Source organism: Pseudomonas sp. Irchel 3H9 (assembly GCF_900187495.1).
Lineage (GTDB): Bacteria > Pseudomonadota > Gammaproteobacteria > Pseudomonadales > Pseudomonadaceae > Aquipseudomonas > Aquipseudomonas sivasensis.
On record NZ_FYDK01000001.1, the window covers coordinates 1 to 18,461 of the forward strand.

Here is an 18,461-nt window from a genome sequence, read left to right on the forward strand (position 1 = left end):
TGGAACCACCTGATCCCATCCCGAACTCAGTAGTGAAACGATGCATCGCCGATGGTAGTGTGGGGTTTCCCCATGTGAGAGTAGGTCATCGTCAAGATTAAATTCCGAAACCCCATTTGCGAAAGCAGATGGGGTTTTGTTTTGGGCGGGCGGAAAGTGCGAAGAGGTCCACGACAAATTTGCACAGTTATTTCTGAACCAGACCACTAGAATAGGCACCTAACCTTTTTTAGAGCCAGAGCCCTACTATGCCCGATCCGGTTGATGCCCTTGAGGTGTCGGATTTACCACTGGACGATCTAGTGGCATGCCATGAGTGTGACTTGCTGATGCGCAAACCCGTGCTCGCCCTCGGCGAAAAAGCGCAATGTCCGCGCTGCGGCTACGAGCTGTACGCTCATCGCCACAATGTCGTCGAACGTAGCCTCGCGCTGGTTCTCGCGGCGCTGTTGCTGTACATCCCCGCGAACTTTCTTCCCATCATGAAGCTCAATCTACTCGGGCAGTCCTCAGAGGACACCGTCTGGAGTGGCGTAGTTGGCTTGTTCGACACCGGCATGCAGGGCGTCGCAGCTGTAGTGTTTCTATGCAGCATGGGCATTCCCTTGCTCAAGTTGCTTTGCCAATTGGCGGTGCTGCTCAGTATTCGTTGGAAAATCGGGCGTAGTTACGGCCTGCTGCTGTACCGCATCTACCACCACATGAAAGATTGGGGAATGTTGGAGGTCTACCTGATGGGCGTACTGGTAGCTATCGTAAAACTTGCCGACATGGCCTCCATCACGATTGGCCTGGGTTTGGTCTGCTTCGTCAGTCTATTAATGGTTCAGGTTCTGCTTGAGGTGGTGATGTCGCCGCATCAGATCTGGCAAGCCCTGTCAGGGGAAGATGATCATGCGGGCGATTGATGCGGGCATTCTGATCTGTACCGAATGCCACGAGTTAAACAAGCAGCAAGCAGATACCGATGAGCAAATTTGCACGCGTTGCGGTGCGCTGATCCATGCCCGCCGTCCCAACAGCCTTACCCGCACCTGGGCATTGCTGATCACTGCCGCAATTCTATATATCCCCGCCAACCTGCTGCCAATCATGACCATCAACTCATTGGGCCAGGGAGACCCCAGCACCATTATGGCTGGCGTGATCCAACTGGTGCAGCACGGTATGTTTCCCATCGCCGCCGTGGTATTTATCGCCAGTATTCTGGTGCCGACATTCAAGCTGGTTGGCATTGGCCTGCTACTGTTCTCGGTGCAGCGTCACCAGCCGCTCTCTGCACAACAACGCATTGTGATGTACCGCTTTATCGAATTCATTGGGCGCTGGTCCATGTTGGATATCTTCGTGATCGCCATCCTGGTGGCGGTCGTAAACTTTGGACGGCTTGCCAGCGTCGAGGCCAACCTCGGCGCAGCGGCGTTCGCCAGTGTGGTGATCTTGACGATGCTTGCCGCTGTAACTTTTGATCCCCGACTGATTTGGGATAACACGGAGTCGGACGACGACCATGAGTGAATTGCCTAAAGCTAAAACCCGCCCAGCCTCCAACTGGTCGGCTATTTGGGTGTTGCCCCTGATTGCTCTGATCATCGGCGGCTGGCTGGGATGGCGTGCCTATTCCCAACAAGGCATCGAGATCCAAGTGCGCTTCGAAAGTGGCGAAGGCATTCAGGTCAACAAGACTGAAGTGGTCTACAAGGGCATGCCCGTGGGCAAGGTCAAAGCCTTGGCTTTGGATGACGAGGGCAACAATCGCGGGGTGATCGCCACCATCGAGATGAATAAGGACGTCGATCAATACCTCAAGACCAACACGCGCTTCTGGCTGGTCAAACCCAGCGTCAGCCTCGCCGGCATCACCGGCTTGGAAACCCTGGTCTCGGGTAACTACATCGCCGCCAGCCCTGGCGATGGTGAGCCCACACGTAAATTCAAAGCGCTCTCTGAAGAGCCCCCGTTATCCGACGCCAAGCCCGGTCTGCACTTGACCATCAAGGCTGATCGTCTCGGCTCGCTGAACCGTGGCAGCCCAGTCTTCTACAAACAAATCCAAGTCGGACAGGTCAAAAGCTACCTGTTGTCCGAAGATCAAAGTACCGTTGAAATCAAGGTCTACATCGAGCCGACTTACGCCAACCTGGTGCGCAAACACACGCGTTTCTGGAACGCCAGCGGCATCAGCATCGACGCTAACCTTTCCGGTGTAAAAGTGCGCAGCGAGTCTCTTTCCAGCATCGTCGCGGGTGGTATCGCCTTCGCCACGCCGGAAAACCGCAAAGACAGCCCCCCGACCGACCCAAGCCTGCCTTTCCGTCTGTATGAAGACTTCGACGCCGCCGCTGCTGGTATCAGGGTCAAGGTCAAGCTCACCGACTTCGAAGGCCTGCAGGCTGGGCGTACGCCGGTGATGTACAAAGGCATCCAGGTGGGTAGTTTGAAAACCCTGAAGATCGACCCGGACCTCTCCAGCGCCAATGCCGAGTTGACTCTCGATCCGTTGGCCGAAGATTACCTGGTGCAGGACACCCAATTCTGGGTTGTGAAACCGTCCATCTCCCTGGCAGGCATCACCGGTCTGGAAGCGTTGGTAAAAGGTAACTACATCGCCATCCGCCCTGGCGATAAGGGCAGCGCCCCGCAGCGCGAATACGTTGCCCGCGCCAAAGCGCCACCACTGGACCTGCGTTCACCGGGCCTGCACATGGTGCTGTTCACCGATAACCTCGGCTCCCTGGATGTTGGCAGCCCGATCCTCTACAAGCAGGTCAAGGTCGGTTCGGTGCAGAGCTACCAGTTCTCGCGCAAGAACAAGCAACTGGTGATTGGCGTTCATATCGAGAAGGAATACGAAAACCTGGTCAATGGCTCCACGCGCTTTTGGAATGCCAGCGGCGTCACCCTGACCGGCGGCCTCACCGGCGGCATCCAGGTCAAGAGTGAATCTCTGGCCAGCCTGATGGCCGGTGGCATCGCCTTCGAAACCCCCCAGCCAAACGTGCCGCTGAAAAAACGTATTCCGCGTTTCCGTTTGTTCGCTGACCGTGAAGCCGCCAATCAGCATGGCACGCTGGTGACCATCAAGGTCGACCGCGCCGACGGCCTGCGCCCGGGCACTGCCGTACGTTTCAAAGGCCTTGATGTCGGCAAGATCGAGAGTGTCGACCTGAGTGCCGATATGCAGTCGGTGCTCCTCAGCGCCCGCATCACTCAGGTGGCAGACCGCATCGCGCGTGCAGGTAGCCAGTTCTGGGTGGTCAAGCCGGAACTGGGCCTGATGAAAACCTCCAACCTGGAAACCCTGGTCACTGGCCAATACATCGAAGTGCAACCAGCGGTAAAAAGCTCCGGTCCGCAAAAAAGCTTTGTCGCCTTGGACCAGCCGCCTGAAGCTGTCCGACGAGAAGACGGTTTGAGCCTCACGCTCAGCGCCGCACGTCGTGGCTCGTTGAAGGAAGGTGTCCCCGTTACCTACCGCGAAGTTACCGTGGGCAAAGTCACTGGCTACGAATTGGGCCAAACCGCTGACCGTGTGCTGATCCACATCCTGATCGAGCCCAAGTACGCATCGCTGGTGCGCGGTGGCAGTCGTTTCTGGAATACCAGTGGCTTCGGTCTCGACTTCGGCCTGTTCAAAGGCGCCACCGTGCGCACCGAATCCCTTGAGACGCTGGTTTCCGGCGGTATCGCCTTCGCCACGCCAGACGGCGAGCGCATGGGCAACGCGGCACGGCCGCAGCAAACCTTTCCGCTGTTCGACAAGGTTGAGGATGAATGGCTGACCTGGGCGCCTAAAATTCCGCTCGGCAAGTAGGTCCGATAGCGCCCTCAAAAGCACTGCAAAAACCTGCCCTAAAAAAAGGCCGCGATCCATAAGATCGCGGCCTTTTTGCATTTCAGCGCAACACGTCAGACCTCATCCAACTCCGGCTCATCCGCCTGCGCATTCACCGTCGCCTTGACTGCGTCATGGCGACGGATGTACTTCCAGTCCGCCTCATCGATGTAGATCCCGTTCGGCCCGCTGCCGCCTTCCAGGTCGATTGCCACCTGGGCAGACACCTGCGGCTTCACACTGGCCAGGATCGGCACGAAGCCCAGCTGCAAGCTGGTTTCCAGCAATGCGGCCTGGTTCTTTTCATCGATGTCCGCTGCTTCATCAAGGTAATACGGCAAGCGCACACGCCCGGCCTGGTCGCGGTCCATCAAGTGCAGCAACAAATACATGTTGGTCAGCGCCTTGATGGTCATGGTGGTGCCGTTGGATGCTGCACCGTCGATGTCGGTGTGAATCACCGGCTGGCCATGCACCTTGGTGATCTCGAAAGCCAGCTCGAACAGATCCTTGAGGCCAAGTTGGTTATGGTTAGCCGCCACCAGGCGTGCGAGGTATTCCTTGGCCTCTTCGTTCTTGTTGTCTTGCTCGGCGCTCTGGCTGAGGTCGAAGACCGACAAGGTTTCACCTTCCTCGTACTGACCCGCGCTGTGGATGATCTGGTCGATATGCTTGAGGGCTTCCTTATTCGGCGCCAGCACGATACGGAAGCTTTGCAGGTTGGACACCTGGCGCTTGTTGATCTCGCGGTTGAACAGCGCCAGTTGGTGCTCAAGGCTGTCGTAGTCGCTACGGATGTTACGCAAGGTCCGCGCGATATCAGTGACCGCCGCACGGCGGGCCTTGCCGAGGGTCAGCGCCTCATCGGTGCGGTGCGCATAGGCATTGATCAACAGTTGCAGGCGACGCTCGACATCATCCTCGCTGTCGAACTTGGCGACGCCCTTGAGGCGCACCTGCGCATACAGCGCCTCGATTTGGCCATCAGCGCGCAGCAGACCTTGCCAGCTGTCCTGATAGTCGTTGAGCAATGGCAACAGGTTGTCCATGGAGTCGTCGACCGGATCCATGAACGGCGTACCGAACGGCAAGTCCGCCGGCAGCAACTGACGACGGCGTAAGGCGTCATCAAGCGTACGCTGTTTGGCTTCCATATCACCGATCTGCCGACCGACCAGTTGGAGCTTGGCCGACAGTTGCTGAACGCGCTCGGTAAATGCATCACTGGAGCGCTTCAATTCGTCCTGAGCGGCTTCCATCTGCGCCAGGTTTTCCAGCTTCTCGCCTTCTTCGGCGCTCAGGGTTTGCGCACGGCGGAAATCTTCCAAGGCTTTTTGCGCGTCCAGCACTTGCTGGTACAGCGCCTCGGTTTGGGTCTTGCTCGCCGCGCGGTCGGAAGTTACAGCCTGCTGCGTCTTGAGCTGCTTGAGTTCTTTTTCCAGGCGCTCTTTCTGGTCGCGCAATGCGGCGCGATCTGCCAGGGCCTGCAACGCCGGTGGTTCGATGTGCGAGATGTCGATGGACAGCCCCGGCACTTCGAAACGCTCGCCCTTGAAGCCATCGAGGATCTGCTCCAGGGATTTGACCCACTGGCCGTCCTCATCCAGCGTGATGCCGTGTTCACCCAACGGGAGGCTGAACAACGAACTGTTGAACAGACGCATCAGACGCTCGACATCCTGCTGTGAGAATTCTTCCCGCAGCTTGGCGTAGCTGTTGTTGTCTGCGTGATCAAGCTGCTGCTTGACCGACTTCAAACGCTTTTCCAGATCCCGCAGACGCTCGTCCAAATCCTCGGCGCTGAACTGGCGTGACTGCGCCAAAGCGCCCGCCAGTTCATCGTGAGCATCCTTGGCCGCCAGCAGTTGTTGCTCCAGGACCTTCACGTCATCCACCAGGGCAAAGCGATGCTTGAGCACCGACAGCTCGCCCAACCAACGCTGGATGCCGCTGATCTCACGCTCCAGGCGCATCAGCTCTTGGGTGCCGCCACGCTGGTCGTTTTGCAGCGCGTCCTGCTCGTTGCGATAGTGTTCGGCCTGGATCGTCAGCTCTTCCTTACGTGCACTGGCGTAGTCCGACCAAGTGCCCAGCAACGAGTCGAGCAATGGCGACAGGCGATGCAGTTTGCCGCGCAGTGTGTCGCGCTGCCGAACGCCATTGGCCAGTGCCTCGACCAACGGGCCCGCTGCGACCAGGGAGTTGTAATCCTGTTCCATACGTCGCACATCGCGGAAGGCTTCTTCGCACGCGGCGATGTAGTCCACACTGCCGGAACGCAGGCTGTGTTCGAAGGCATCGAGGAACAATTGCTTGAGCTTGGCCGCCGTGATTTCGCGCATATGCAGCAAGTTGATAAACAGCGCGCGGAAGGTCTTCAGACTCTGTTCGCTGGTGGAACGCAGCGGGATCAGCGTCAGGTCCAGGGGGATCGACGTGTGGCCGCCCACCAGCAAACGGCGCAGTTCATCCGGCTTGAGTTCGTAGGCTTTCAGACCCTCGCGCTCAAGGTTGGTAAACAGTTCTTTCTGACGCAGGCACGTGTCGTTCTTTTGGTAGTGAGCCAGGTCCAGCTTGCCCGCATAAGCGAAGAACTGGTGACCGAAACCGCCACCAGGGCCGCGTCCTACCACACCGATCACGTGCGGACCGTGGGGCAGGGACACTTCCACCAGGATGTAGCTGGTGTCGGTTGCAAAGTAGAAACGGCGCGATTGCTCCAACGTGTACTTGCCGAAACTCATGTCCGACATGCGCGCCAGGATCGGGAACTGCAAGGCGTTGATCGATGCGGATTTACCCAGGTTGTTCGCGCCATACACCGATAGCGGCTCTTCCAGCGGGAACAAACCGAGGCTGTAACCGGCGGTGTTCAATAGGGCGAAGCGGCGGATGCCGTAGCGTTCCTTGCTCATGCGTCGGTCTCCTGTTCTTCGGCAATGGCACGGGCCAGTGCGTCTTCTTCGCTTTCTTCTGCGAAGTCGCTTAGGTCCAGCGGATCATCGGTTTTCAGCAGTTTTTCATCGCTGTCTTCGTCGATGATCACTGGCGCTGGCAATGGCAATACGCTGTGCACGCTGGCGGCGAGGTCACGGTCTTGTTGCACCGACAGGCACACGTCGAGGAAGCGGTGCATCGGCGGCAGGAAACGATAGATGCCGTTGTCTTCGCTGGCAAAACCCAACTGCGTCATGCGGCGCATGATTTTTTCTTCGAGTTCTTCCTGGGTCTGCACTTCGGCCTGGATAAACAGGTCGCGGTATTTTTCCAGCAGCGACGGCAACTCATCCCGTCCAAGGCTGCCGCCGTCGAGCACGGCGATCGGATCGCGGCCCTGGTCGGCCAAGTGCTCGACGATGATGAAGGTGAACAGCGCCAGGCGTTGCGCGGTCTTGTTGACTTGCGCGCTGGCGATCGCGGAGTCCGGCACGAAGTAGTAGAAGCCTCGTGTATCGCAGACCAGCTCAAAACCCAGCGCCCGGAACAGCGTGCGGTACTGGTCCTGGAAGTTTGACAGTTGCGCGTACAGCTCCGGGTCGCGGCGGCTGACGTGGTAACCCTTGAACAGCTCGCGAAAGATCGGCGCCAGCTGGGACAGTTCGGATAGATCAAGATGCATAAGGGGTGCTCGCAGAATTCTCGGCGGAGTCGGTGCTGGCCGGGAGCAGGGCGAAGGAGCGCAGGCTGACCTGGTGCTCGTGTGTGTGGTAATCGCGGCGTTCCAGGCGTTCGCGCTTGAAGCGTTTTTCCCGCGAGAGCCGCGAGAACCAGTACAGCAATTCGTCGGTGGCGCCGTCCGGTTCCTGCTCCAGCAGCCAGTTCATCAGGTCCGGCATCGGCAGAGCATCTTCGCAACGCTCCAGCATTTCCTTGACCGTACGCGGCGCGCGTTGGGCTTCGCCCTTGTGGGATTTGTGCGCCTTGGGGAATCGCGCCGGTTTCGGCTCGAAATTCGCCAGGGCGTACACATAGGCCTCGACCTGGCTGGCACTACCCAGGAAGGTGCTTTGCGGCCGGGTGAACATGGGCATCGCCGCCTGCGGCACAGCGTCCAGGCCTTTACGGCGGATGGCCGATAATGCCAGCGCGGCGCCACGGGTCACGGCGTTGTGCCGGCGTGCTTCCTCTCGTAGCGGCAACAGCAGCTCTCGCGCATGACGCAAGGTCAGTTGGGCACTGGTCTGCATTTCGAGGATGCGCGCGTGGGTGCGCAGCAGCATATCGTCGTCCACCAGGTGGCCAAGGCGCTGCTGCTCGGTGAGCATGCGCAGCAGCACATTCTCGACCTTGCGCACGCCTTGCTCGAAGGCGCCGTCGGCGTTCACCAACTGGATCATCGGTTCGACATATTCGTCCCAGGTCGCCAGGACTTCGGCGTAACGCTGGCGCAACGGGATCTGCCGGTCGCTGGTCTTGGCACGGTCGGCCACGGCCGCGAGGGCTTGTTCGTCGTTGGCGAGTTTTTTCAGCACATCCCGCACGCGCATATCCAGCAGGCGCAGTTGCCGGGCCAGGTCGTGACCATCGCGGATGTCGAAGGCGTCCTGGATATAACCGGCCAGGCGCTCAAGATGGCGCAGGTAAGCTTCGATTTCCAGGCACAGGCCAAGCCGGTGCTCCTTGCGAAGATACGCCAGGAAGTCGTGGATCTGCGCGTTGAGCTCGAAACGGTTCGGGCTCTTGGCGACAGGCACCAGGATATCCAGGCGAATCCACACGTCCAGCAGGCTAGTGATGTCCTGGGGCGTGCTGTCCAGTTGTTGGGCGGCCAGTTGTGCGCGCAGCTCGCTCAGGCTCAGGGTGCCTTGGTCGAAGTGTTCGCACAGTGGCTCAAGTAAGGCCCAGTGTTCGGCGAGGGCGCGCAGGACGCGCTTGGGTTCGATCATGGGAATGGCCGGCTGGTTGGCGATTAAAAGTCGCGATTGTACTGCATCAGGCGTGGGATTTATCCACAGCCGGTCAGTGCGCAGTGGGCGATTGTTACCGAACAGCGGTAGAATCCCCGCTCTTTACTTATCCACAAGTGGCCGAGCTGTGCTTATCGAGTCCCGACGTCGCGCTTACTTGACCGCCATGCAGGTGGTCAACTGGCTGCCCCGCACCGAACTGCCGTTTGCCGCGCCGTCGCGGCCCGAGTTGCTGCAGGCGCTTGAGCCTTATGACGCGTTCGAGACCTCTGGCGAGGAGGCCGCTGCACCCGTGGCAGTCGTCAAGCCAGAGCCGCAGGCGCGCCCGGCGGTCGAACGCACCAAGATCGAAGTGCCACGTCCGTCGCCGGTGGCCAAGCCCGTGGTCGCCGAAGCAGAAGCCCCGTTGGTCAAGGCCCCGGTAGTGCCGCCGCCGCGCTTTGCCCTGCAATTGCTGCGGGCCGGGCGCTGTCTGCTGTTGGTGGAATTGCCCACCGGTGAACGCTTCCAGACGCGCGACCCCGCCTACATGCTGCTCAAAGACATGCTGCGCGCTGCGGGTCTGCCTGACAGCCCGCAAATCGTCGGGGACCCGGTACGCTGGCCGCTGTTGGTACGCGGCACCATGGACCAAGGCCCTGAAGCGGCGCGGGACTTTGTGCAAGGCTTTGTCTCGGCGCGCCTGGAAGACGAACCCTGTGTCTGCCTGTGGCTGATCGGCCTCCCCGCCGTGCGGTTTGCCGGCGAGGCGAATGCCGAGTCCTGGTACCGCGAACTGCAGGTCGAGGGCCTGGGTTCTGTATGGGCCCTGCCGGGCCTGGAATTATTAATGGAAGAGCCACAGCGTAAGGCTGATGTCTGGCAAGCCATGCGCCGGCTGATGGCGCGCTGGAAAACAACCGATGAGTGAGGCTTTATCCTTCCGCCCGATGACCGAGGCTGACCTCGATGCCGTGCTGAAAATCGAATACGCGGCGTTCAGCCACCCCTGGACTCGCGGGATCTTTCTCGATGGGCTGGGCAAGTACCAGATCTGGCTGATGTTCGAAGGCGAGCAGCAAGTGGGCCACGGCGTAGTGCAGATCATCCTTGATGAGGCGCATTTGCTGAACATCACTGTCAAACCGGAAAACCAGGGCCGTGGCCTGGGTTTGGCGTTGCTGGAGCACCTGATGTCCCGCGCTTATGCTGCCAAGGCGCGCGAATGCTTCCTGGAAGTTCGCGACAGCAATACCGGCGCGTTCCGTCTGTATGAGCGTTATGGATTCAACGAGATTGGGCGTCGCCGGGACTACTACCCGGCTGTCGGCGGGCGCGAAGATGCGGTCGTCATGGCCTGCACCTTGGTCGATTAAACACACGAACCAATGTGGGAGGGGGCAAGTCGAATCGTCTTACCGCCCCTCCCATATTTGGATTTACGCAGTGTCAGCGGTTTCCGTCTACCGGGTCCAGATCAGCCAGCTCCGCTTCATCCAGGCCATTGCCGCCGCCAATTTCATCTTCATCCACAATGCTCAGGTCAAAATCTGCCGGGTTGTCTTCACCCGCCTCCCGGGCATCCCGTGCGCCATCTTCATGGATCAGGGTTTCCGGGCTCATATCGTCATCGGTCGGCTCGTGGTCATCCGTCGAAGCGCCAGTCAGACCGGCTTCACGCACCCGTTCGTCGGGCATCAGGTGTTCGCGTTCGCGGGGCGGGATTTCATCGCCGATTTCCGCCGTCGGCGCCTCCTCGTCAAAATCCAGCTCGCGCATCGAGCCCATGCGATCTTCGTTGTCGTCAATCGGTTCGGGCTGTGTAGCGCCGTAGGGACGTCGTGATTCAGTCATGGCCAATCCTCATACTGTGGGGCTTATAGTGTGTGGACAGGCACGGCTCGCCAAAGATTCAAGCTAATTTGCGCATCGCGTGACCTGGACGAAAGGTCGTCAGTCACAAAACTGCGCATCATTCCTGAGGCTTTCCCTGATGAACGAACTACAAGACCTGCTTGATAACAATGAACGCTGGGCGGACGCGATCAAACAGGAAGATCCCGAATTCTTCGCCAAGCTCGCCCGCCAGCAAACCCCGGAATACCTGTGGATCGGCTGCTCCGACGCCCGCGTACCGGCCAACGAGATCGTCGGCATGCTGCCGGGTGATCTGTTCGTGCACCGCAACGTGGCCAACGTGGTGTTGCACACCGACCTCAACTGCCTGTCGGTGATCCAGTACGCAGTCGACGTGCTCAAGGTCAAACACATCCTTGTTACCGGCCACTATGGCTGTGGCGGTGTGCGGGCTTCGATGCAGGATCGCCAGTTCGGCCTGATCGACGGCTGGCTGCGCACCATTCGCGACTTGTATTACGAAAACCGCGACGTGCTGGCCCAATTGCCGACCGAAGAGGAACGCGTCGATCGCATGTGCGAGCTGAACGTGATTCAGCAGGTGGCCAACGTAGGCCACACCAGCATTGTGCAAAACGCCTGGCACCGGGGGCAAAGCCTGTCGATTCATGGTTGCATCTACGGCATCAAGGATGGCCGCTGGAAGAGTTTGAACACCACCATCAGTGGCTTCGAGCAACTACCGCCGCAATATCGCTTGCGGCCGTTGGGCGAAGCCTAAGGTCGTTTGCGCATTCGCCACTGCGCCATGAACGCTTGGCCTTCGGCGTTCAATGGCTCCTGGCTGCCAGTGATCCAGCCCCGGCAGTTCAGTTCGCCGCATTGGCAAGCGAACTGCCGGAACAGCACGTCCTCAGTGCTGGCGTAGTCCAGGGTCAGCCAGGCGCCGGCGGCGATAGGTTGAACGGTCCAGAGTTCCAGGTACGTCGTGTCGAAGAATACATTCGGATTGCAGGAGTGCCGCAACAGGCCGCAGAACCAGCAATCGTACAAGTGGATGCGCGGTGATAGCTGCAGCGTATGCGGGCGTCTCTCGCCCACGGCATAGCCGGAGACATGAGCAATGCGTATGCGGCTGTCAAAGGCTGTGCGCGCCTTGACCCCGCCTTCCATGTCATTTGCGGTGCTTACGACTTTGAAATGCTCGGACGAGGGGTAGCCTTGCTCAATTCGCAGCGTCTTGAACGGATATAAGCATTCAGTCACAGCAGTTCTAGCCTTGTCCATGGCCTGAGTTTTCATAACTCTCCTTGGTTAGGCTGCATCGACCTGCGGGTGGTGTCTGACTACCAGTCTTGCAGCGGATGGGCGCGGCTAAACATTCGCTTAAGTTGGATCCGATTTCTACTGTCAAATCTGACAGTAGAAATCGGATCTTTTTTTTGTGGGATTTACAACGCAGGTTCCGTGTTGAAGGGGGCAGGAGCGGCGTTCCTCAATTGTTTCAACTGAGTTTTTATTGCTGGCGTTGCACACTTGGCATTGGCTTGCTCCTGGCTCAGTTTGCGCACCGAGGTGTAGAACAATTCACAGGTCTGTTCTTTGCGCGTGACCTGCCAGGTATTCATGCAGGCCTTAAGCAGCACATTCGGATCGCTCGCCGGTTTCTGGCCCATCCCGGCCTGCCAGCAGGCGGCGCTAAGATCCTGGCCCATCACCTTCAAGCCCGCCTCGTCCGCCTTTTGCTCATCGCCGTCATAAGACTCGGGGTCGGCTGCATACCAGATGTAGCTGGGATGGTTGGAACCCAGTACTGAAACGCTTTTGCCCTCGGCCGGGCTTATCTGCGCCAGCCCGAGCACATTCACGGTTTGCCCATATTGCTGCTTGATCCAACTACGCACCGGTGCCCCGAACGCCACCATCGGCAACGAGCCGTCGGGCTGGAGGCTCAGTTCCTTGACCATACGGGTCTGATAATTGGTGAAGTAGCTGTAGACGCCCTCCAGCTCTTTGCCCGCCGTGGACGGTGCGGCGATGGGGGCGATGTCGATCATGGTCTGGTAGGCCGGGGTTTCGGCGGCCGGCACCCCGTTGTCGGTGAGCAAGTCGGCCCAGCGATCCGTGGTTTTCGATTCCAGGTAATCCTGTGCCTGAGTGAGTGAGTAGTCCGGCGGGAAGTGCATCAACTCGATGCTTTTGCGGTTTTCCAACGCCATGCCCAACGGCAGGAACAGGTACCAGTTAAATGCCCATTTACCGTCGCTGTTGAGCTTGCTGGCGCCTTGGTAGGCGAGGTCGGCGGTATTGAGCAGTGCCGTCAGGGGCTGGCCATAACTGTCAGGTACGCCGCTGAAGGTCGCGGCCACCTGGCCATCATGGACTTTGACGCTGACCTTGGCCCGGCTGTAGCCGTCGCGCTGCACGCTCTGGTTCAGGTAGTGCTCGACGGTCTGCTCCAGCGTCCAAGGCCGAAAGCAGATGACGTTGCAGTTGTTGGGGTAAGCGAACAACTGGGTGACACGCTGCGTGCTGCCCAGCGGTACTTCGATATCGGCTTGAACGACCGCACTGGCCATCAGTGCGGCCAGGGTCAAATACAGCCTGGTCGATGTAAGCATAGTTGGTTCCTTGTCAGCGAAAGCCCGTCTGCGCGGGATGAAAGCCCACCTCCTCACAGTAGCGGCTGACCAGGAAAACCGCGTGCTAAATCGCCGGGCGTGTCGCTATTGGATAAGCGTCCTACACGTTGAACTGCAACGCGTTGCTTAAATCGCCCATGGGCTTCTGGCCACGGGCGATCATTGCATCATCGCGCTGTTTGAGACCGTCCAGCGTCTCCAGTTGGAAGACTCGGGTGATCAATCGCAGGATTGATGCGGTGTCGTATACCGTGTGGTCCACCGTGCCTTTACGTGCGAACGGCGATACCACCAGCGCCGGAACCCGCGTGCCAGGGCCCCAGCGATCACCCTTAGGTGGTGCGACGTGGTCCCACCAGCCGCCGTTTTCATCGACGGTGACGACCACCACTATGTTTTTCCACTGTGGGCTTTCCTGCAGTACCTTCAAGGCGCGGGCAATATGGCGATCGCCCGAGGCCACGTCGGCGTAACCAGCGTGCATGTTCAGGTTGCCCTGGGGTTTATAGAACGTCACCGCCGGCAGCTTGCCGGCCTGGGCATCGGCGAAAAACTTGTTGGTGCTGGACTCATCGCCCAATCCCCCATCGCGCAGGCGCTTGTCGCGCTCGGCACGGTTCTCGGGGCCCTGTTTTTTGAAGTAGTTGAACGGCTGGTGGTGGTATTGGAAGTTCGGGATTTTCGGAATACCTCCCGAATCCTTGAACTGATCCAGCGTCGCTTGCCAGGCTCCGGCGTACCAAGCCCAGTCGACGTTTTTTTTCGACAGCTTGTCGCCGATGTGCTCGTGGGTCTGTGGCACCAGCACGTTGGGCAGGTCGGGCTTGGAATAGTCCGGATTCTGCGGGTCGCGAATCCAGGTCGGCCAGTAGGGCGGGGCCAAGGTATTGACTGCGTAACCGTCCGGCGTCAGCGCGCTGGGGCCGAATTGCGGTGGACCGGTCATGGCGCTTGCTGGAGATTTTTCCAGCGGCTTGAGGCGCGTGTCGGTGGGGTCATCGCTTTGCAGCGTGGCGATCTGCGCCTTGGCCACCGACGCTGCTGCGTTCGGATACACCGGCGCCGTAGCGCTGATCAGGTATTGATGGTTAAGGAACGAACCGCCGAAAGCGCCCTGGAAGAAGTTATCGCAGAGCACAAACTCCTTGGCCACGTCCCACAGGCGCAGGGAATAGCGGCTTTGGGCGTAACGGCCCATCACCAGCCCGCCGGAGTCCGCCCAGGCAACGAAGCCATCGTTCTTGCCGCCGTTAATCTGCATCTGGTTCTGGTAAAACACATGCCACAAGTCGCGGGTGACAAGGCTCAAGGGCAGGTCCTCGCCACTCGGGCCCTTGAGGTCGAAAGGGGCGTTGGGCAGGTTTTCCTGGAATTGCACTTCGCTGGGGTAGGTCACCCCGTCCACGGTTTGCGGGCCGACTTGCAGCACACCGCCCCAGGCCGGTGGCAGGGTGGTCAACAGGCTGCCGTCGCGGTCGCGTTGCTGAGTATCGGTCGCGGAAAGCGCGGAGAGCGGTTTCTCGACACCTGGGAAATCCGCAAACAGATTGTTGAAACTGCGGTTCTCGGCATAGATCACTACCACGGTTTTCACCTGGTCGTGCAAGGCCTTGTCCAGCTCTTGAGGTGTGAGCGGTCGCGCTACCGGTTTTCCGGGCACTTCGCTGGTGTTGCCGCAGGCACTCAAGGTCGCACCCACCCCCAACACCGCCGCACCACCCAGGAAACGCCGGCGGCTGCTGTCTACAGATGGTTGGGGGATGGAATCAGGGGAAGGGCGGTCTTCGTGCTCGTCACTCATTGCGGGAGTCCTTGCTGGCGAGTTGTTGCAAGATATTTCGCAGGACGGTAGCAACGCAATATGACGGAACGAAGACAGGCGCTTAAAGCAGCCGCAGCGCCAACTGGCTGCCGGCACGCAAGTACTCTACTTGGGCTGTTATCGCATCTTTTACGATGGCCTCGCCCGTGTCGGTCAGTTTGTCTTTCTTGGCGTCGATGACGCTGGTCTGCAGCAACTGCATGGCCACATCGATGGCTTTCTGGAAGGCCGTCACGTTGTTGTGCAGGCCGAACTCCCTGATAACAGCGTCCATGCGCCGATCGGCCTCGTCGCGCAGGGTCTTGTACTCGACGAACGATACGTTGTCGTCCTGGTAAATTTCGTTGAGCAGCGTTTCCAGGGTCTTGGATAGAGGGGTCATCGGATATTCCTTGGTCTAGTGTGAGGATTTATCCGGGTCAGGTTAATCAAGGGCGCGGGCAGGAGGAGTCAGGGGTTGCCGCCGCATGGCGTGGGACAACCCCTATGCGTTTCATCAGAAACGTCGTGACCTACGGCATCACTGGCGGCAAATACTTCAACGTTGTCCCCAATGCCCACAGCAAAAACAACACCAGCGGTGTGTGCACCAGCAACTGCACAAACGAAAAACCGATCAGATCCCGTGCCTTCAGCCCCAACACACCCAGCAGCGGCAACATATAGAACGGGTTGATCAAATTCGGCAGCGCCTCGGCTGCGTTGTAGATCTGCACCGCCCAGCCCAGGTGGTATTGCAGGTCATTGGCCACCTGCATCACGTACGGTGCTTCGATGATCCACTTGCCGCCGCCCGACGGAATAAAGAAGCCCAGCACCGCCGAGTACACGCCCATCAGCAGCGCGTAGGTGTCGTGGGACGCGATGGAGGTGAAGAAGGTCGAGATATGGTGCGCCAGGGTCTGGCCGTCGCCGCCTTTAACCACCGTCATCAGGGCCGCAATCGAGCCGTACAGCGGAAATTGAATCAGCACCCCAGTGGTGGTTGGCACTGCACGGGCCACGGCATCCAGGAAGCTTCGCGGGCGCCAGTGCAGCAGGGCGCCGGCCATGATGAACAGGAAATTGTAGGTGTTGAGTCCCGAGATGGCGCTGATCGCCGGTTTGGTCGAAAACTCATGGAACAGCCAACCGGCCGCCAGCAGCGCCAGCAAGATGGTCAGCAGCGGGCTGTGTTCCAGCCATTCGCCAGGCCGGGTCGGTGCTTGCGGCTTGGGCAGGTTGAAGGCTGGGTCGACGCCGCAGGCCTTGGCGTCACGGGCACTGTTCGGGCCGGGCGCGGTGGCGTAGGCGATGATCAGCGACACCACGATCAGCGCCAATAACAGCACGCCGGATTGCCACAGGAAGATGGTCTCGGTAAACGGGATCATCCCGGTGATCGACAGGATCGACGGCGGCAAGCTGGCCGGGTTGGCCTGCAATTGAGCGGCCGACGACGACAAGCCCAGTGCCCACACCGCGCCCAGGCCCAGATAGGCCGCAGCACCCGCGGCGCGGTAATCCATGCGCAGATCCGTACGCCGCGCCAGTGCCCTTACCAGCAAGCCGCCGAACACAAGGGACAGGCCCCAGTTGAGCAACGACGCGACCATGGAAATCAACGCCACCCAGGCCACGGCCGAACGGCCGTTCTTGGGGATGCGCGCCAGGCGGTCAATCAGTTTCACTGCCGGCGGCGAACTGGCGACCACGTAACCGCCGATCACCACGAAGGCCATCTGCATGGTGAACGGGATCAGGCTCCAGAACCCATCGCCAAACGCCTTGGCGGCCTCGGTGGGCGCAGCGCCCATGCCCAGGGTCGCCACAGCGACGATGATCACCGCGAGGGCTGCAAATACCCAGGAGTCAGGGAACCAGCGTTCGGCGAAGTTGGAGCAGCGCAGGGCAAATCGGGCATAGCGGCTTTCTTCGATAGCATCGGCCACGGGTCATACCTCTTGTATTTATTATGAGGGCGGCAGTTTTCGCGCATGTTCCTCCACGGCCATTGATATGGGAATGCAGTTATCTTCATCGATCCATGAGGAAAACAAATATATCTGCGGCGATTGCCATCCTTCGGCTCACCTCATAACCTGCACGCCATTTTGTTTGTCTGCCGAGCCTCTACATGACTGCCACCTTTTCCTCACAGGCGCAGCGTTTTTCCCGCTCCGACTACAAAACCCTGGGCCTGGCCGCCTTGGGCGGTGCCTTGGAAATCTACGATTTCATTATTTTCGTGTTTTTTGCGCTGACCCTCAGCCAACTGTTTTTCCCCCCGGAAATGCCCGAGTGGCTGCGCCTGCTGCAAAGCTTCGGCATCTTCGTCACCGGCTACCTGGCGCGCCCGTTGGGCGGGATCCTGATGGCGCATTTTGCTGACCACTTGGGGCGTAAGCGCGTGTTCAGCCTAAGCATCCTGATGATGGCGCTGCCGTGCCTGCTGATCGGAATTATGCCGACCTACGCGCAAATCGGTTATTTCGCCCCGCTGATCCTGCTGGCGCTGCGCGTGCTGCAAGGCGCGGCGGTGGGCGGCGAAGTGCCCAGTGCCTGGACCTTCGTCGCCGAGCACGCACCGCGCAATCACCGTGGGTATGCGTTGGGCTTCCTGCAAGCTGGCCTGACCTTCGGTTACCTGCTAGGTGCCTTGACGGCCACGCTGCTGGCGCAAGTCTTCACCCCGGCCGAAATCCTCGATTACGCCTGGCGTTTCCCGTTCCTGCTCGGCGGTGTGTTCGGCGTGATCGGCGTATGGCTGCGCCGCTGGCTCAGCGAAACCCCGGTGTTCCTCGAAATGCAGGCCCGCCGCCAAGCCGCTGCCGAACTGCCCCTGCGCACCGTACTGCGCGACCACCGCGCCGTATTGTTGCCGGCGATGATCCTCACTTGTGTGCTCACCTCTGCGGTGGTGGTCCTTGTCGTCATCACCCCGACCATGATGCAAAAAACCTTCGGCATGAGCCCCAGCCACACCTTCGCCCTGAGCGCCTTGGGCATCGTGTTCCTGAACATCGGCTGCGTCCTCGCCGGCCTGCTGGTGGACCGCATCGGCGCCTGGCGCGCGGTGCTGGTTTACAGCCTGTTGCTGCCAATGGGCATCGCGGTGTTGTACGCCAGCCTGATCAATGGCGGCGTGTGGCTGGGTGCGGCGTACGCCTTGGCGGGCTTGAGCTGCGGCGTGGTGGGCGCGGTGCCGTCGGTGATGGTGGGGCTGTTTCCGGCGCAGGTGCGGGTGTCGGGGATTTCCTTTACCTACAACATTGCCTATGCGCTGTGGGCGAGCACCACACCGCTGATGCTGATCGCGTTAATGCCTACGAGCCCATGGATTTGCGTGGGGTATTGCGTGGTGATGGGGGCAGTGGGGGTGGCGAGTGTGGCGCTGTTTGGCAAGCGTCACACGTTAGCCGCGTGAAGATCAGCTAGGA

The 18,461-nt window shown here is 59.7% G+C and carries 16 protein-coding genes and 1 rRNA gene; 8 read left to right on the forward strand and 9 right to left on the reverse strand.

Annotated features, from left to right (window positions below; all coding sequences use genetic code 11):
* From rrf to CKW32_RS00020, 4 genes are all read left to right on the forward strand, one after another.
* Nucleotides 1-97 (forward strand): 5S ribosomal RNA (gene rrf, locus CKW32_RS00005); the annotation flags it as partial.
* A gap of 151 nt (nt 98-248) precedes the next feature.
* Nucleotides 249-908, forward strand: a complete 660-nt coding sequence (locus CKW32_RS00010) for a paraquat-inducible protein A (protein ID WP_032886028.1) — start codon at nt 249-251, stop codon at nt 906-908.
* The gene (locus CKW32_RS00015) at nt 895-1,518 is read left to right on the forward strand and encodes a paraquat-inducible protein A (RefSeq protein WP_032886029.1); all 624 of its coding nucleotides are present in this window, start codon (nt 895-897) and stop codon (nt 1,516-1,518) included. The genes CKW32_RS00010 and CKW32_RS00015 overlap by 14 nt, the downstream gene beginning before the upstream one ends.
* A complete protein-coding gene (locus tag CKW32_RS00020) occupies nt 1,511-3,814 on the forward strand; it encodes a PqiB family protein (protein WP_095183739.1) in 2,304 nt (767 codons plus the stop codon). Before CKW32_RS00015 ends, CKW32_RS00020 begins: the two co-directional genes overlap by 8 nt.
* Nucleotides 3,815-3,909: 95 nt before the next feature.
* Here the strand turns inward: CKW32_RS00020 and mksF are convergent, their stop codons facing one another.
* From mksF to mksB, 3 genes are read right to left on the reverse strand one after another with little or no spacing between them, the layout of a single operon-like run.
* Nucleotides 3,910-6,750 (reverse strand): Mks condensin complex protein MksF, encoded by a 2,841-nt coding sequence (gene mksF, locus CKW32_RS00025; protein ID WP_032886031.1) that lies wholly within the window; start codon nt 6,748-6,750, stop codon nt 3,910-3,912.
* Nucleotides 6,747-7,454, reverse strand: a complete 708-nt coding sequence (gene mksE, locus CKW32_RS00030; protein WP_032886032.1) for an Mks condensin complex protein MksE — start codon at nt 7,452-7,454, stop codon at nt 6,747-6,749. Before mksE ends, mksF begins: the two co-directional genes overlap by 4 nt.
* Complete coding sequence (gene mksB, locus CKW32_RS00035; RefSeq protein WP_032886033.1) at nt 7,444-8,721, reverse strand: Mks condensin complex protein MksB; 1,278 nt, start codon at nt 8,719-8,721, stop codon at nt 7,444-7,446. Before mksB ends, mksE begins: the two co-directional genes overlap by 11 nt.
* Before the next feature lie 187 nt (nt 8,722-8,908).
* Here mksB and CKW32_RS00040 point away from each other — a divergent pair, with 187 nt between their 5' ends.
* Both CKW32_RS00040 and rimI read left to right on the forward strand, forming a co-directional pair.
* Nucleotides 8,909-9,652, forward strand: coding sequence for an SPOR domain-containing protein (locus CKW32_RS00040; protein WP_095183740.1), 744 nt, complete (start codon nt 8,909-8,911; stop codon nt 9,650-9,652).
* Nucleotides 9,645-10,097: a ribosomal protein S18-alanine N-acetyltransferase gene (gene rimI / locus CKW32_RS00045; RefSeq protein WP_032886035.1), complete on the forward strand. Its 453-nt coding sequence runs from the start codon at nt 9,645-9,647 to the stop codon at nt 10,095-10,097. Before CKW32_RS00040 ends, rimI begins: the two co-directional genes overlap by 8 nt.
* 73 nt (nt 10,098-10,170) lie before the next feature.
* Here the strand turns inward: rimI and CKW32_RS00050 are convergent, their stop codons facing one another.
* A complete protein-coding gene (locus tag CKW32_RS00050) occupies nt 10,171-10,575 on the reverse strand; it encodes a hypothetical protein (protein WP_032886036.1) in 405 nt (134 codons plus the stop codon).
* A gap of 139 nt (nt 10,576-10,714) precedes the next feature.
* Between CKW32_RS00050 and can the strand changes: the two genes are divergently transcribed.
* Nucleotides 10,715-11,359, forward strand: a complete 645-nt coding sequence (gene can / locus CKW32_RS00055; protein WP_003188288.1) for a carbonate dehydratase — start codon at nt 10,715-10,717, stop codon at nt 11,357-11,359.
* Here can and CKW32_RS00060 read toward each other — a convergent pair.
* From CKW32_RS00060 to CKW32_RS00080, 5 genes are all read right to left on the reverse strand, one after another.
* Nucleotides 11,356-11,880, reverse strand: coding sequence for an SET domain-containing protein-lysine N-methyltransferase (locus tag CKW32_RS00060; RefSeq protein ID WP_095183741.1), 525 nt, complete (start codon nt 11,878-11,880; stop codon nt 11,356-11,358). The genes can and CKW32_RS00060 overlap by 4 nt on opposite strands.
* A gap of 149 nt (nt 11,881-12,029) precedes the next feature.
* Entirely contained in the window at nt 12,030-13,199 is a 1,170-nt protein-coding gene (locus CKW32_RS00065; protein WP_095183742.1) for a hypothetical protein, read from the reverse strand.
* 121 nt (nt 13,200-13,320) lie between these two features.
* Nucleotides 13,321-15,021, reverse strand: a complete 1,701-nt coding sequence (gene acpA, locus CKW32_RS00070; protein ID WP_095183743.1) for an acid phosphatase — start codon at nt 15,019-15,021, stop codon at nt 13,321-13,323.
* A gap of 82 nt (nt 15,022-15,103) precedes the next feature.
* Nucleotides 15,104-15,424 (reverse strand): hypothetical protein, encoded by a 321-nt coding sequence (locus tag CKW32_RS00075; protein WP_095183744.1) that lies wholly within the window; start codon nt 15,422-15,424, stop codon nt 15,104-15,106.
* A gap of 130 nt (nt 15,425-15,554) precedes the next feature.
* Complete coding sequence (locus tag CKW32_RS00080; RefSeq protein WP_032886043.1) at nt 15,555-16,973, reverse strand: short-chain fatty acid transporter; 1,419 nt, start codon at nt 16,971-16,973, stop codon at nt 15,555-15,557.
* Nucleotides 16,974-17,158: 185 nt separating this feature from the next.
* Between CKW32_RS00080 and CKW32_RS00085 the strand changes: the two genes are divergently transcribed.
* The gene (locus tag CKW32_RS00085; protein WP_032886045.1) at nt 17,159-18,448 is read left to right on the forward strand and encodes an MFS transporter; all 1,290 of its coding nucleotides are present in this window, start codon (nt 17,159-17,161) and stop codon (nt 18,446-18,448) included.
* The last annotated feature ends 13 nt before the right edge of the window (nt 18,449-18,461 follow it).